Source organism: Ulvibacterium sp. (assembly GCF_965228935.1).
In the GTDB taxonomy this organism is placed as follows: domain Bacteria; phylum Bacteroidota; class Bacteroidia; order Flavobacteriales; family Flavobacteriaceae; genus Ulvibacterium.
Genome location: NZ_OZ245846.1, coordinates 4,190,810 through 4,206,959, shown reverse-complemented (window position 1 = coordinate 4,206,959; position 16,150 = coordinate 4,190,810). Strand labels below are relative to the sequence as shown.

Sequence of the window (16,150 nt, the reverse complement as noted above, 5' to 3'; positions counted from 1 at the left end):
AAGATGAAGACTATCGGGACGCATTTTGGAACGCTGGAAGGGGATACCGTGAGGTTATACACTTTGGAAAACAATAATGGTATCCGCGTTAAAATATCCGATTTCGGGGCTACCATAACCTCTATTACCGTACTCGGAAAGGGGAGGAAACCGGAGGAGATCGTATGCGGGTTCAATACCTTCGAAGGCTATTTTTCAAAGGAATATCGAGATAACGCACCCTATTTTGGAGGCACCATAGGGCGGTATTGCTCCCAAATAAAGGATTCCAAATTCAATTTAAATGGCCTGGAATATCAATTGGCCCAAAACTGTGGAACCAACAATCTTCATGGTGGTACCGTAGGATTTGATAAAAAAATATGGGAGGTGAAGCCATTGGAACAAAATAAATCCAAATTGGAGATGAAATTGCGGAGCTCGCATCTCGAAGAGGGTTTTCCGGGAAACGTATACATAAACGTTACGTTTTCCCTAGACGATGAGAATCGATTGCGAATAGATTACAAGGCACTTTCAGATCAAGATACTCCCTTTTCAATGACCAACCACACGTATTTTAATTTATCAGGTTTTGCGGAAACCGTGGAGGGGCATACCGTACGAATAGATTCAGATAGAAAACAAATTTGGGACAGTTCAGGTGCAGGGATCAGCGAATATAGTCTAGTGACCGGTTCCCCGGAAGATTTGCGTAGTCCCAGACTTATTGGCGACGTCCATGAGGCCATGGGGGACGGATTTGAGCATTATTACATTTTCGGGGAAAAAGGTTTTGATTTGGAAAAGGTGGCCGAGATAAAAGACCCTAAAAGTGGTCGTTCATTGGAAATATCCACGACCGAACCGGGTATGCTCTTTTATACAGGAAAGTACACCTCTAATGAACTGATGCGGGAATCGGGGCAACACTATGGCAAATACCGAGGATTCTGTTGCGAGACCCACAGATATCCCAATGGACCCAATCTTCCCGATTCGCCAAAAAGTATCTTGAAAAAAGGGGAATCCTTTGAGAGCACAACCATTTTTAAGTTTGGATGGTAACGGATGTAGACCTGCCAGGTTTTAAAAACTTGGCAGGTCCGTAGAATTGAGCAAAACATAAAGATCAAACCATGATAGAAGGAGTTTTATGGGCCATTTTCGCAGGCCTTATGCTGGGGCTCTACGCCCTGCCGGAAAAGTTTACCAAAGGGTTCATGTATGAAAATACCTGGAGTCTCTTTTTTTTATTGACCATGTTCGTTGTACCCGGTATCGTTTCGGTGGCCCTGATAAAAGGCTTTGGGGACATATTTGGAAATATGCCATCGGATATTTGGATCAAAATGGGTCTAGCCAGTTTTCTTTGGGGCATAGGTGTTATGATGTGGAGCAAAGCGATCAATTACATTGGACTGTCCCTTGGTTTTTCCATATTCATTGGAACCGTTATTTTGGTAGGTTCATTACTGCCTTTTATTGTCGATGGACTTCCCCCGACCAATGTCCTGTTATTTATAGGGATTGGAATCCTAGTAGTTCTATTGGGAATCGTCCTCAACGGAAAGGCCGGTCTGATTCGTGAAAAGGATGAGGCAAAATCGGACGGGAACCAAGAAGCCGATACTTCACAGGGTTCCATGGCCACGGGTATTTCAATTGCGGTCATAGGTGGACTTTTGGCTACGGGCTTTAGTTATGCCAATGCCGTGGGCAGACCTTATCTGCATCAGGCAAGTGTTGCCCAAGACAATGCTGATTGGATAACCGCGGTAGCTATTATGTTCCCTATTTTTATTAGTGGGGGAATCGTAATGACCGCCTATTTTCTTTGGCAACTGAACAAGAAGAGTGCCTGGGGCCATTTTAAGACTTCTTCCTTGGGAAAAAATATGTTCCTGATTTTGATTATGGCCGTGTTCCATTATGCGGCATCCGCTCTTTTTGCCTATGCCGCCTCAAAATTAGGTGCTTCCGGAAATACGGTGGGTTATGCCATTTTCAACACCGCTTCCGTAGCCACGGCCATTGTCAGTGGAATATTGACCAATGAATGGGTACGTGCCTCTCCCAAGGCACGAAAGATCTTGTATGCCGGCCTTTGTTGTATGATAGTTGGCATTTTGGTAATAGCCTATGGTAATGGACAGATGTAACGATTAATTTCTTAAAGATGGGATTTTTCAGTCGAGGAATATTTTATTTCTTGCTTCTTTCTATTCTGTCCTGTACCGGGTCTCAAAAGAAAGAAAGGGTAATTGCCAAAATTGAGCATCCAAATGTAATTTTGGTAATGACGGACGATCAAGGTATCGGTGATTTGGGCGCTCATGGAAATCCATGGATACAAACCCCAAATATCGATGCGTTTTATAACGAGTCGCTACGGCTTACCGATTTTCACGTCAGTCCCTTATGCACGCCAACGAGATCTGCTTTGATGACGGGTCAATATCCCATAAACAATGGAGTTTGGGCAACATTCAAAGGGAGGGATATGTTACACGGGAACTCTATAATTATTCCGGAAGTGTTCCATGAAAATGGATATGTAACAGGATTGTTCGGTAAGTGGCATTTGGGGAACAATTATCCTTCACGACCTACGGATAAAGGTTTTGATGTTGCCGTTCATCATAACTCGGGCGGGGTAGGCGAATTGTCCGATTATTGGGGCAACAATTACTTTAACGATATTTATTTGGTAAACAATGAGCCAAAGCAATTTGAGGGTTACTGTACCGATATTTGGTTCGATGAAGCCATAAAATTCATCGAAGATCAAAAAGACAAGCCGTTTTTCATTTACCTCCCGACTAATGCCCCACACCATCCGCTTTATGTGTCGGAGCGCTATTCCAAACCCTATGATAGCCTGGTCGAGAAACATATACCAAGTGCTGAATTTTATGGAATGATTACCAATATCGATGATAATTTTGGTAAACTGGATAAGGCCCTTAAGGAATTGGGATTGTACGAAAACACCATATTGATATTTTGTACGGACAACGGCAGTCAATTTGGGGTCAGCCCGGATTATCGTTTAGGCTGGAACAAGGGATTTCGGGGAAGGAAATCCGATAAGCTGGAAGCAGGTCATAGGGTTCCTTTTTTCATTCGATGGCCCGAAGCTGGGATAAAGGGTGGTAAGGATCTGAACGACCTAACGGCCCATGTAGATTTGTTACCAACATTGGCAGGGCTTTGCAATATCGTACTTCCAACAAATTTTGAAGGAGATGGTATTGATTTCTCGAAGACACTTTTAGACCCTAATGAGAAGATTCCAGAGCGGACGGTCTTTGTCCACCACCGGCAGGATTATCGCCCGCCAGCACCTTTAAAGGGTTCTTGTATTATGCGCGGTAAATGGCGTTTGTTGAACGGCTCGGAGCTCTATGATATTACAACGGATCCGAAGCAGGAAAACAATATTCCCGAAGATTATCCGGAGGTAGTGGCGCAACTTCTTGAAGACAATAAAACCTTTATATCCAAAGCCATACAGAAAAAGGAATACCAGGAATTGGCCTATAAAAAGGTAGGGAGTAATCTTCAAAAGACAACGACACTTACCATACAGCACGCCCTTGGTGAGGATGGCCCCATATGGATGCAGGATGAAATTGCGGCCGGTATCAAGAACAAAAATGCATCACACCCCATAGAAATTGTGAAAAAGGGACTCTATAGAATTCGCTGTAGACGTTGGCCAGTGGAATGCACAGGTACCATTCAGGGCATTCCGCAAAGGAATCCCAAAGGGTTGTTTAAATATAGACCTTTGGATGTTCAGGAGGTTAAGATTTCCCTGTTCGATAAATCATATCAAAAAAAAGTAGAGTCCTTGGACGAGCATATTGATTTTGAAATTGAACTGTTCCCTGGAAAGACCATACTCAATACTCAGTTTATTATAGAAAACAGAACATATGGTGTGTATTATACCTATGTGGAATTGCTAAAAGAGTTGTAAATTCCTTTGCTCTTTTTAAGGAGGGAATGGCCAAGTAGATTTAAACAAGACCTAAGTTGTCTTAAAAGAATATGTTGACGGATTATGGGAGAAAATGGTTTCTCTGGAAGTGTTTTTATTACAGGGGCCAATCGCGGTATGGGCCTAGGGTATGTCGTTCATTATTTAAAGCAAGGTCTTTCCGTTATAGCCACGGCCAAAAAACCTGGAGAGGCAGAGGAGTTATTGCGGCTTGAAAAAGAATATCCCAATCAATTATCAGTATTGGGGTTGGATGTCAGTTGTGAGACCTCCATTTTAAACCTAGAGGATCGTTTACAGGATATAAGGGCCACATTTTTTTTGGCCATAAACAATGCCGGCATTTCCTTGGAAGAAGAATTTGGTGAATGGACAAGTGCGATATTCGAGACCCATTTTCGGGTAAATACCATTGGACCTGCACTGGTTTCCCAAACGTTGGTACCTTTTTTGGAAAAGGGAGCTAAATTGATTCAGGTCTCCTCCGGTCTGGGATCACTGGGACAAAGTAGCAATCTTAGTAATGGCTTAAGTGCCTATGCGGCCAGTAAATGCGCCCTACACAGTATTACCGTACGCTTGGCCGAAAAACTAAGAACAAAGGATATAATGGTGTTTGCCATTAATCCAGGGTGGGTCAAAACAAAGATGGGTGGTGACAATGCTCCTTCCACGATTGAGGGAGCCGTAGGTGATATAACTGAAACTATAGAAAGGCTGACATTTGAACAAACGGGCAGTTTTTTATCCGAAAAAGGGGAGTTGATCCCATGGTAGACCAATATTGAATTACGTGAACATTGTAAAAATGAAAAAATGATGAAGTATACAAAAATTACAATTTACCTCGCGGTGTTTTTGTTTGTGGCGTTAAACCAACTAAAGGCCCAAGTAATTCAAGGTGAGCTTAAAAAATGGCACAAAGTAACGCTGGTCTTTGAAGGGCCACAAACTTCGGAAAGCGCTGAGGAAAATCCTTTTCTGAATTATCGTTTGAATGTCACGTTTACACACTCCAGGTCGCAGGAAGAGTTTGTAGTCCCAGGCTACTATGCTGCAGATGGGGATGCTGCCAATACAAGTGCTGAATCCGGAAATATTTGGAAAGTCCATTTTGCTCCGGATAAGGAAGGGGAATGGAGGTATGAAGTAGATTTCAAAAAGGGAAAATGGGCCGCTGTACGTACATCGGAAAAGATAAAAAGTGCGGAATACATGGATGGTAGGACAGGGAGTTTTACCATAGGCAAAACAGATAAGACCGGAAGGGACCTTAGGGGAAAGGGAAGGTTACAGTACGTAGGTGAACGCTATCTAAAATTTCAGAATGGGGAATATTTCTTAAAGTGTGGGTCCGACGCGCCCGAGAACCTACTGGCCTATGATCAATTTGATGGTACTTTTAAAAATGATGGTCATAAAGATGAATTAATAAAGAAATGGGAGGCACATCGCCAAGACTGGAAAGAAGGTGATCCCACATGGAAAGATGGGAAGGGCAAGGAGATTATAGGAGCGTCCAATTATTTGGCTTCAAAAGGGATGAACGCTTTTTCATTTTTGACAATGAATATCGAAGGTGACGATCAAAATGTTTTCCCCTATGTGGATTACGATACTTGGGATCGTTTCGACGCTTCAAAACTGGACCAATGGGAAATCCTTTTTGAACACGCCGATAAACTGGGCATGTTTTTGCATTTTAAAACCTTGGAGTTTGAGAACCAGGGCTTACTGGACAATGGAGGTACCGGATTATACACCAAATTGTATTATCGTGAACTTATTGCACGTTTTGGACATCATTTGGCTATGAACTGGAACTTGGCCGAGGAAACCGGGGATTGGACCGAGACCCCGCCAACTTTTCCCTTGGACGCGGCCGAAAGAATTCGTTTGGCCGAATACGTTTCCTTTGTGGATCCCTATAAGCATCATCTAGTTATCCACAATGGGGCCTGGTACGATGGGATTTATGGACCCCATACAAAGTTTACGGGAGCCTCGTTGCAGACCAATAAAGCCGATTTCAGTAATGTTCATAAATCTGTTTTAAGGATTTTGAACGAATCCAAGGAAGCCGGTAAGATTTGGGCCGTAGCTTGTGATGAACCCGGAGACCATAGACATTCCCTGATCCCGGATGCGGAAGATCCCGAACATGACAATGCTCGAAAAAATGGGCTTTGGGGTGCCATGATGGCCGGCGCATGGGGCACGGAATGGTATTTTGGTTATGAGCACCCGCATTCCGATCTAACCTGTCAGGATTATCGTTCCCGAGATCTGTTCTGGGATCAGGGCAAAATATGTCTTGATTTTTTCAAGGATAATAGGATACCTTTTTGGAAAATGGAATCCAATGATTCCCTTATTTCATCGGAAGGGGATTATGTTTTGTCCCAACCGGGAGAAAATTATGTGGTATTCCTGAAAAATGGGGGTGAATCGATGTTGGATTTGGGAAGCTCCCAAGGTGATTATGAAGTTTCCTGGTACAACCCTCGTAAAGGTGGAGCATTGCAGAAAGGAAAGTTGAAATCAATATCCGGTTCCGGAAAGCAATCACTTGGTAAACCACCCGTAAGGAAGGAGCAAGACAAGGACTGGGTAGTTTGGGTTCAAAAGAAGTGACTATGAAAAAGGTTTTGTTTCCTTTTGTATTGGTTCTTTTCTGGTCCTGCCAGAACCGACCCGATTCCATAGAAGTGTATATAGAAGACGATTTAAGGAAAAAAACAACGTACGCATTTGAGGACTTGGCAAGCAATCTAAAAGTCCATGGACTTGATTTGGTTTTTTCCGAAAGTTCAAAAGAAGCCCATTTGATCGTTAAGATTTCCGAATCCGAGGAAAAGGAAGCGAATGATGGTTTTTCGATTGAAAGGAAAGATGGAAAATTAATGCTTACATCGGAAAGCTCAAGGGGAGTGCTCTATGGAGTATTGGATATAGGTGCCCAATTGAAAAAAGGTATCGACTGGCATGCCATCGAAGAAAAATCCATAACCGCCCATTATCCATTTAGGGCCATAAAATTCAACTTGCCGTGGTTTTCTTATCGCAGTGGGGAAAATCTGGCCCTTCATTACGAAACGTGTCGCGATTTAAAATTCTGGGAATCTTTCCTGGATATGATGGTCGAAAACAAATTCAACACACTTACACTTTGGAATTTACATCCCTATATGTTTATGGTGCAGTCCGAGGCCTTTCCCAAAGCATCGCCCTTTTCCGAAACGGAAATGGAAGAATGGCGAACCTTTTGGAAAAGTCTGTTCAAGATGGCACGGGCAAGAGGTATCGACCCTTATATTTTTAACTGGAACATTTTTGTTTCTAAAGAGTTTGGTGAGGAGTACAACATCGCCAAATATTCAAAGGATAGCGGTTTTTATGGCGATGGAGAGACGAATGAACTCATAGAACAGTATACCAAGGAAATGGTCACTAAGACTATCAATGAATACCAAGATTTGGCTGGAATCGGTATAACTTTGGGCGAGCGTATGGGGGGGATGACCTCGGAAGAACGCCGGGATTGGATAGACCGCACCCTTATTCAAGGAATCAAAGAGGCGGATCGGAAGGTAAAATTGTTTTATAGGGCCCCACTTTCGGCCGGAAAAAGTAGTGAAGGTACTACCAGTGTATCCACCGAAAGGTTAACACGGGAGGCGATAGAAAATATCGGATTGGAAAATGATGTGCTTTTGGGTTTTAAATTCAATTGGTCGCACGCCCATTCGTCTCCTAAGGTGTCCATTGTGCATGGGGGTATTTTAACGGACACCTATTGGAAACCTGCGCCTAAGAACTATAAAGGGATATGGACCATGCGCAACGAGGATTTTTTCGCATTACGCTGGGCGCAACCGGATTTCATTCAGAATTTCATACAACATAATAGCCAGGATTATATAGGAGGGTGTATCATTGGTTCGGAAACCTATATTCCCGCCAAGGACTACATCACCAAAAAAGAATTCCGAACATGGGACTACGCTTTTGAGCGGCAGTGGCTATTTTATAAGGTGTGGGGCAACTTGCTTTATAATAATGCAACGCCGGACGCTTATTTCGCGGAAGCCTTGGCTGAAAAATTCAATTTGGAAGATGCTTCGGAACTGATTTCGGCTTGGAAAATGGCTTCTAAAAATGCCAATCGGTTTGCCAGTTTTTTTCGCGGTACCTGGGATGCTACCTTATACACCGAAGGAATGACCACGGTAGGAGGTAAATTCATCGATATAGAAAAAATGATGGCCCATCCCGTTTTGGATTCTTCCTATGTAAATATCTCCGACTTCGTAAAAGAAAACTTCAACAAGGATCAAATTACACCCCTGCAACTGGCCGATGACACGGAAAAAGAGAGTAGTAAGGCCCAGAAAATTGCCAACAGGATAAACAATGAAAATCTATCCCAGGAATTACAGATCGAGTTAAATGATATTGATGCCTGGGGTCATTTCGGCTTGTACTTTGCCGACAAAATTCGTGGGGGCGTGGCACTTCAAAAGTATAGAATCGATGGAAGTAAAGAACTTCAACAAGATGCGGTTTCTCATCTGGAGAATGCACTACAACATTGGAAGGACTATACCAAGGCCATGGAAAAGTATAACGTACCCGTTATGCCCTATCAGTTTGATCAAGAGTTCTCATGGCGAAAACATATTGTTGATGCAGAAAATGATATTCGCATTGCGGAAAAATGATGGCTACCGTATTCAATAGTATAAAATGAAGACTTTACTCCCACTTCTTGGACTAGTATTCGCCTTCCTAGGATGCAAAGAGAATGGTAAAGAGCCTAGAAATGTATCGATAGATGAAATTTCAGGAAGTGAGGAAGTGAAGGAATTCATGGAAACCTTCAATAGTTTGGGAATCCAGTCCGATAGTACTCAAAATATATCTCCCCAAGAGGCCCTAAAAAAATTTGATATTGCCGAAGATCTACAGATTGAATTAGTGCTTTCCGAGCCTAGAATTCATCAACCCGTGGACATAAGCTTTGACCATCGCGGACGCCTTTGGGTTGTGCAATACAACCAATATCCCTATCCTGAAGGGGTCAAGGTCACAGATATAGATCGACACAACCGCACGGTCTTTAATAAGATTCCCAAACCACCTCCGGAGGGTGTAAAGGGTGCTGATAGGATAACCATCTTTGAGGATACTGATAAGGATGGTTTGTATGATAAATCTATAGATGCCATTACCGGACTTAACATCACCACAGGAGTAGCCTTGGGCCGCAAAAGGATATGGGTGCTCACCCCCCCTTATTTAGTGGCCTATCCGGATTCGGATGACGATGGTCTTCCCGATGGAAAACCCAAAGTGCATTTGGAAGGTTTTGGATTGGAAGACACCCATGCAGTCGCCAATAACCTTCGGTGGGGTCCCGATGGATGGTTATATGGAGCCCAAGGTAGTACCACTACGGCGAATGTGAATTCTGAAGTTTCCAAAAACGTCTATTTCAGCGGACAGGGCATATGGCGTTACCATCCGGAAACCAAGGTCTTTGAGATATTTGCCGAAGGAGGTGGGAATACGTTCGATGTGGAATTTGACGCAAAGGGAAGGGTGTATTCCGGGGACAATGGAACGGCCCGAGGGTTCTATTACAAACAGGGTGGCTATTACCAGAAAAACTGGGGGAAACATGGGGCCTTGACCAACCCTTATGCATTCGGGTTTCTTCCGGGAATGGAATTGGAAGGGGAAAAGTTCCGGTTTACACATGCCTGGATCAAATACGAGGAGGCGACTTTACCCAAACGTTATCAAGGTAAAATATGGGCCATAAATCCCTTGCATAACTTTGTTCGGCTTACGCGTATGGAGGAAAAGGGATCATCTTTTCTCTGTATTGACGAGGAAAAGATTTTGGAATCAGCGGATCATTGGTTCAGGCCCGTGGATATCAAATCCGGACCGGACGGAGCCGTTTACATAGCCGACTGGAACGATAGTAGAATGTCCCATGTGGATCCAAGGGATACTTGGAGCAAGACAACGGGCAGAATCTATAAATTACGGGGTAACGGAAAATGGACGGCCCCAAGTTTTGATTTGAGTACCTTGACCAATTCCGAATTGGTGCAACTATTGAGTGATAAGAATAAGTGGTTCCGACAAGAAGCGTTACGGCAATTTGGAGATAGGAAGGACAGCAGTGTTATACCAGAACTTGAGACGCTATTTCGTTCCCATGCTTCCGGGCAAACTTCCTTAGAGGCACTTTGGGCCATTCATCTGACCGGGGGGTTCAGCGAGAAAATCACACTTGAGGCTATGGATCATACCGACCCCCATGTACGATTGTGGGCTATCCGGTTGATTGGTGATACAAATCAGGCTTCAAATTCTATTGCTCGAAAGTTAAGGGAAATGGCCCTTTCCGAATCCCATCTGGAAGTTTTGGGACAACTGGCCTCAACGGCCAAACGCCTTCCTCAAGAGGTCGCCGTACCTATTATCGCTGGTCTCCTTGAGAACGGCATCAATCAGGAGGATATCGAAAATCAAATGTTCACCTGGTGGGCATTGGAATCAAAAACGGAAACAGGAAGAAAATCCGTATTGGAGCTTTTCAACAAGAAGGAAATATGGGACAAGCCCTTGGTAAAAGATGTGGTTTTGGAACGTCTTATACAGCGCTACGCCCTCAAAGGCGGCAACGAGAATTATACTTCCTGTATAGCGTTGTTAAACCTTGCGCCCAGTGATGCACATGCCAAAATACTTTTTACCGGTTTGCAGGAAGGATTACGAGGTAGAGATCCCTTTGAAATACCAACAGATTTGGCCCAAATGATTCAGAAGTATCAGTCCAGGTTCGGGGAAGGTAAATGGGCATTGCCATTACGGCGGAACGAAACCGAAGCCGTGTACAAGGTTTTGGAACTATTGCCCAACAAAAATGCCGATAGGCTGGAACGACTCGCCTATATCAAAATCTTTGGGGAAATTAATCAGCCCAAAGCAGTTCCGGTTTTGTTACAGATTACACAAGACCATAAATATTCAATAGCGGTTAGGATAGCCTGCTTGGAGGCTTTGGGCCACTATAATGAAGAGGTTATCGGAAGGGAGATGGCGGAGGCCTATCTTTTTAAACTCCGGGCGGATCTGGATCTAAGAAAGGCGGCCTTTCAACTTTTTGCCAGCAGGGCCTCATGGGCAAGTGCCTTTCTCGTAAAGATCGGCGATACCAAGGAAGTAAAGAAAAGCGAAGTGCCTTTGGAAATCGTTCGGCAGTTTAAACTTTTGGGGGATTCCGACCTGACCAAAAAAGTAGATGAATTATGGCCCAATGTTAAAATGGTTTCTTCAGAGGAAAAGGAGAAAGAGATAAAAAGGGTTCAAAAAGCCCTGGTTTCTGGAACAGGAAATGTAGGGAAGGGCAAAAACCTTTATGGCATGTACTGTGCCAGTTGCCACATCTTGGATGGAGAAGGTAAGGAAATAGGCCCTGAGTTGACCGGATATGATAGAAACAACCTAACCTATATGATCCTTAACATCGTTGATCCGAATGCGGATATCCGGGAAGGGTATGTAAACTATCGGGTAAAGAAAAAAGACGGACAGGTCATTGTAGGGCTACTCACGGACCGTAGTGCAGGAAAAATTAAAATAAAACCTTTGGGAATGGATGAGATAACACTTGCCACGGGAATGATAGATGAGATTGAGGCTCAAAAGGCATCTATAATGCCCGAGCGATTATTGGCCGGTCTATCGGAGCAAGATATCCGGGATTTATTTGCCTACATGAGTAAATAATAAATTTTTAAAATGATATGGGTTTAATACGGACATTAAGGACATCCTTGTTAACAACTTCTGTCCTATTCATAGCACTTGGTGCAAATCCTTTTTTACATGCCCAAGATGGCATAGACCTTGATTTCGCCCTGCGCAAAATAGAGGAGGCTAAAGGGGGGAATGGGCTTACATCCTTAAAAATCGATTTTAAGTTGGATACCAAATTAGGTTCCGAAGCTTACCGGATAGATACTTCCCGAAATAAGGTAACCATTTATGGCGGTGATGGGAGGGGACTTTTATATGGTGGTTTGGAAGTTGCCGAACAAATCGTTTTAAACCAAAAAATTATCGAAGCACAAGGGAAGCCCTATCTGAAAAAACGGGGCTTAAAGTTCAATATCCCTTTGGATGCACGTACGCCCAGTTATGATGATACGGGCGATGCCGCCCAAAACAATATTCTGGAAATGTGGAAATGGGAGTTTTGGGAAGAATTTCTGGATAACATGGCCTTGCATCGTTATAATACATTGACTTTATGGAATCCGCATCCTTTTCCCTCTATGATTAAAATGGACGATTTTCCGGATGTGGCCCTTGAAGATGTAAAGGTGACTACGCTAAAACCTATCGGTAAGGAAAACGAATGGGCAGAACCGCAAATGGTATCAAGCAATGTGATGGAAAACCTGAAAACCGTCAAGAAAATAACGATAGACGAGAAAATTTCATTTTGGAAAAAGGTAATGCATTTGGCTAAACAAAGGGGTATAGATATCTACTTTATTACCTGGAACATTTGCCCTAACAGTGTTGCGAAACCTGTACCTCCGTTCTATCGTACTTATGATGTTGATCCCTACGATGAACCTGCGGGCAAATATGGGGTTTCCCATCAGGCTGATGACCTCGAGACCATTTCCTATTACCGTGCCGCAGTAAAGAATTTCCTGCTTACCTATCCCGATGTAAAGGGAATTGGAGTAACAGCGGGGGAGCATATGTCCAAACCTTTTGGTGACTATAATCGTGAAAAATGGTTGTGGGAAACCTATGGTATGGGTGTGCTGGATGCCAAGAAAGTACAACCAGATCGAAAAGTACATTTCATACATCGGGTCTGGAACTCGAATATGGAATTGATAATGCGCTATTGGAAAGACTATCCAGATCAATTTGATGTCAGTTTCAAATATGCCAAGGCAAGACTGTACTCTTCTCCGGACATTCCCTTCGCGGATAATCATATTGAAGCAATGAAACCCTATGGACTCAAATCCTGGTGGAACCTACGCAATGACGATATTTTTGTTTATCGATGGGGCGATGCCGAGTATGTTAGGGAATTTCTGGGCAACTTTCCAAAGGAACATACCGCCGCCTATCACATGGGCTCGGATGGTTATGTTTGGGGAAGGGAATTCGTTTCAAAGGATACAGAGTTTGTAGGCCAGCTCGAAATTGAAAAGCATTGGTACAATTTTATGTTATGGGGACGATTGGGGTATAACAATACACTCAGTAGGGGTTTTTTCGTAAAGAAACTGCAAAATCGTTTTCCAAATATAGAGGCAATAGTGTTGCACGATATTTGGCAATCCGCATCCAAGATAGTTCCCCAGGTCAATCGCTTCTATTGGAAGGACTGGGATTTTATGTGGTCCATAGAAGCTTGCTATAACGAGCGAAAAGGTTTTCAAACGGTTCTCGATTTTATGGATAACCCTACCATGGAAGGGAGTACGATAATAAATCCCAATACTTATGTGGAAACAGTAGATGAGGGAAACACTGTGGATGGCATAACCCCGATACAAGTTGTCCATAATTTAAACAAGTACGCCACAGTGGCAATTGATGGTGTCCAAAAATTGAAAATGATGAACAAAACCATTACTACGGAAGCCACAATTCTGCTGGACGATATCTTGGCGATGGCCTACTTGGGAAAATATTATGCCACCAAAATTCAAGCAGCCACCGAATTATCTTTTTTTGCAAAAAACAGAAAAGCCATACACCAACAAAACGCCATAGATCTTCTTAAAGAAGCCATAACTCACTGGACAAACTACGCGGAGATTTCGGAAACCCATTATAAGACCCAGATGCTGGCAAGGACAAAAATGATCGATTGGCAAGCTATTCTAAATGATGTAAAACAAGATGTTGAATTGGCCAGAAACATAAAATTTTAAGGAACTGGAACAGGAGGCTTTTCCTCCATTTCAAAATAGTTAGGAAATGAAAACAACAGTATTGAAATTCTTTATACTTGCCGGTATATTGGTCGTCCTAAATGCATGCAAGGAAAAAACCGGACCGGATATCACGGCGAAATTGGAAAAGGAAATGGTTGAAAAACCGGATTTATTCTACCATTATTCCATTTGGCATGCCTTTGTAAATAAGATTTTTGAGGGCGACATAACTGCAGGGGAATTAAAGACCAAGGGCGATATTGGTCTGGGATCCTATAATTTTTTGGATGGGGAGTTGATCATGCTCAATGGTCGGCTTTATCAGGCCAAAGAAAACGGGGAGGTGGTGAATCCTTCCAATGATACCAAGATTGCCTATGCCAACGCTACTTTTTTTGATCCGGAGGATACATTTAATTTGCAGGAAGTCCCCGATTACGAAACCTTGCGGAAACGTATCAACGAAAAATTACCGACAAAAAATATATTCTACGCCTTTAGGATCCATGGGGAATTTTCTAAAATGAAATGTGGTGGGTTACATAAACAGGAAAAACCCTTTGACAAAGGTTTGGATTTTCTGATTCCCAACCGTCCCATTTTTGAAAGGGAGAATTTTTCCGGAACCATGGTCGGATTTTTTTGTCCGGAGTTCATCGGTGACATCAATGCTTCCGGTTACCATTTACATTTTGTTTCCGACGATGAGACCTTTGCCGGTCATGTTATGGAATTTGAGGCAAAGAATCTCAAGGTTGAAATAGACCGGATATACGAATACCAATTTGTACTGCCCCGGACGGAGGATTACAAAAACGTAGGATTTGAAAAAGAGTTTCAATACAAGAAACAATAGCACATTTGAGCACCTGAATGGAAAATACACCAATAACGACCCGAAAAAGATACAATATTCTTGCCATGATATTCGTAACGGTGGTCATCAATTATTTAGATCGTACGAATATCTCCATAGCAGCTTCCGCCATTCAAAAAGACCTTGGAATCAATTCGGTACAAATGGGGTATGTTTTTTCTGCCTTTGCCTGGACCTACGCTTGTTTGCAAATTCCCGGTGGGGTGGTGGCCGATAAGATAAAATCCAGGGTATTGTATACCTTTATTATGGCTTTCTGGTCCATAGCGACCTTGATTCAAGGATTTGCCAATTCGTTTATTACCTTAATTGGGCTTAGGGCCAGTATTGGTGTTTTTGAGGCACCTTCATATCCCATAAACAATTTGATCGTTACACGATGGTTTCCCGAAAATGAACGGGCATCCGCTATAGGAATTTATACTTCGGGCCAGTTCTTGGGCATGGCCTTTTTACTTCCGATCCTTGCCATTATTCAAAATTATCTCGGTTGGCGCGGACTCTTTTTTGTCTCGGGGGCCATTGGCATCCTTTGGGCAGGAATCTGGTATTACTTTTATCGAGATCCCCAAGAACATAAATATGTTAGCGACTCGGAATTGGAACATATCAAGTCTGGAGGTGGTCTTGTGGAAATGAAGGAAAAAGTTGAAAGGAAAATGAGTTTCAAATGGACCGACATAAAACAAGTTTTTCTCTACCGTAAACTTTGGGGGCTTTATATCGGTCAGTTTTGTCTTGGGGCCACCATTGTGTTTTTCCTTACCTGGTTTCCGACTTACCTGGTAGAGTACCGGGGGCTGGATTTTCTGCAATCCGGATTTCTGGCTTCCATTCCCTATTTGGCAGCCTTTGCCGGAGTCTTGTTATCCGGATTCACCTCAGATTTTCTGACCAGGAAAGGCTACTCTATAGAAATGTCAAGAAAAGCACCGATTATTGTAGGCATGCTGCTGTCTACCTGTATTATTGGCGCAAATTACACGGATAGTACTTTTTTTATTATATTCTTTTTGGCTTTGGCCTTTTTCGGTAATGGCCTGGCAAGTATCGCATGGGTATTCATTTCACTAATGGCGCCTAAAAAACTCATAGGTCTTACGGGTGGGGCCTTTAATTTTATCGGCGGTTTGGCCGGAATTGTGGTACCCATTGCAATTGGATATTTGGTAGAGGAAGGTGATTTTGGCCCAGCGCTATTTTTTATTGGGGGAATAGCCCTTTTAGGATTCATCTCCTATACCTTTATAGTGGGCAAGGTAAGGCGTATAGTTCCAAAAGAATAGATTCGATGAT

The 16,150-nt window shown here is 43.0% G+C and carries 10 protein-coding genes; all 10 read left to right on the top strand.

The window, feature by feature from the left end; translation table 11 throughout:
* Positions 1-3 precede the first annotated feature (3 nt).
* Complete coding sequence (locus tag ACO06Y_RS17890) at positions 4-1,047, top strand: aldose epimerase family protein (RefSeq protein ID WP_422080380.1); 1,044 nt, start codon at positions 4-6, stop codon at positions 1,045-1,047.
* 71 nt (positions 1,048-1,118) lie between these two features.
* Complete coding sequence (locus tag ACO06Y_RS17885) at positions 1,119-2,141, top strand: L-rhamnose/proton symporter RhaT (RefSeq protein ID WP_422080379.1); 1,023 nt, start codon at positions 1,119-1,121, stop codon at positions 2,139-2,141.
* 17 nt (positions 2,142-2,158) lie between these two features.
* Positions 2,159-3,964 (top strand): arylsulfatase, encoded by a 1,806-nt coding sequence (locus ACO06Y_RS17880; RefSeq protein ID WP_422080378.1) that lies wholly within the window; start codon positions 2,159-2,161, stop codon positions 3,962-3,964.
* An 84-nt stretch (positions 3,965-4,048) separates the two neighbouring features.
* The gene (locus ACO06Y_RS17875; RefSeq protein WP_422080377.1) at positions 4,049-4,762 is read left to right on the top strand and encodes an SDR family NAD(P)-dependent oxidoreductase; all 714 of its coding nucleotides are present in this window, start codon (positions 4,049-4,051) and stop codon (positions 4,760-4,762) included.
* Between the two features lie 39 nt (positions 4,763-4,801).
* Entirely contained in the window at positions 4,802-6,619 is a 1,818-nt protein-coding gene (locus ACO06Y_RS17870; protein ID WP_422080376.1) for a DUF5060 domain-containing protein, read from the top strand.
* Between the two features lie 2 nt (positions 6,620-6,621).
* Complete coding sequence (locus ACO06Y_RS17865; protein ID WP_422080375.1) at positions 6,622-8,706, top strand: hypothetical protein; 2,085 nt, start codon at positions 6,622-6,624, stop codon at positions 8,704-8,706.
* A gap of 25 nt (positions 8,707-8,731) precedes the next feature.
* Positions 8,732-11,791 carry a PVC-type heme-binding CxxCH protein gene (locus tag ACO06Y_RS17860; RefSeq protein WP_422080374.1) on the top strand — a complete coding sequence of 1,020 codons (3,060 nt, stop codon included), beginning with the start codon at positions 8,732-8,734 and terminating at the stop codon, positions 11,789-11,791.
* Between the two features lie 17 nt (positions 11,792-11,808).
* Complete coding sequence (locus tag ACO06Y_RS17855; RefSeq protein ID WP_422080373.1) at positions 11,809-13,974, top strand: hypothetical protein; 2,166 nt, start codon at positions 11,809-11,811, stop codon at positions 13,972-13,974.
* 46 nt (positions 13,975-14,020) lie between these two features.
* On the top strand, positions 14,021-14,833 hold the full coding sequence (gene budA, locus ACO06Y_RS17850) for an acetolactate decarboxylase (RefSeq protein WP_422080372.1): 813 nt from the start codon (positions 14,021-14,023) through the stop codon (positions 14,831-14,833).
* A 17-nt stretch (positions 14,834-14,850) separates the two neighbouring features.
* Entirely contained in the window at positions 14,851-16,140 is a 1,290-nt protein-coding gene (locus ACO06Y_RS17845) for an MFS transporter (RefSeq protein ID WP_422080371.1), read from the top strand.
* Positions 16,141-16,150 lie beyond the last annotated feature (10 nt).

What these genes read in the sequence shown, in the direction of transcription:
- ACO06Y_RS17875 (WP_422080377.1), top strand. Translation starts at nt 4,049, where the DNA reads ATGGGAGAAAATGGTTTCTCTGGAAGTGTTTTTATTACAGGGGCCAAT.
- budA (WP_422080372.1), top strand. Translation starts at nt 14,021, where the DNA reads ATGAAAACAACAGTATTGAAATTCTTTATACTTGCCGGTATATTGGTC.
- ACO06Y_RS17845 (WP_422080371.1), top strand. Translation starts at nt 14,851, where the DNA reads ATGGAAAATACACCAATAACGACCCGAAAAAGATACAATATTCTTGCC.
- ACO06Y_RS17870 (WP_422080376.1), top strand. Translation starts at nt 4,802, where the DNA reads ATGATGAAGTATACAAAAATTACAATTTACCTCGCGGTGTTTTTGTTT.
- ACO06Y_RS17855 (WP_422080373.1), top strand. Translation starts at nt 11,809, where the DNA reads ATGGGTTTAATACGGACATTAAGGACATCCTTGTTAACAACTTCTGTC.
- ACO06Y_RS17890 (WP_422080380.1), top strand. Translation starts at nt 4, where the DNA reads ATGAAGACTATCGGGACGCATTTTGGAACGCTGGAAGGGGATACCGTG.
- ACO06Y_RS17880 (WP_422080378.1), top strand. Translation starts at nt 2,159, where the DNA reads ATGGGATTTTTCAGTCGAGGAATATTTTATTTCTTGCTTCTTTCTATT.
- ACO06Y_RS17865 (WP_422080375.1), top strand. Translation starts at nt 6,622, where the DNA reads ATGAAAAAGGTTTTGTTTCCTTTTGTATTGGTTCTTTTCTGGTCCTGC.
- ACO06Y_RS17860 (WP_422080374.1), top strand. Translation starts at nt 8,732, where the DNA reads ATGAAGACTTTACTCCCACTTCTTGGACTAGTATTCGCCTTCCTAGGA.
- ACO06Y_RS17885 (WP_422080379.1), top strand. Translation starts at nt 1,119, where the DNA reads ATGATAGAAGGAGTTTTATGGGCCATTTTCGCAGGCCTTATGCTGGGG.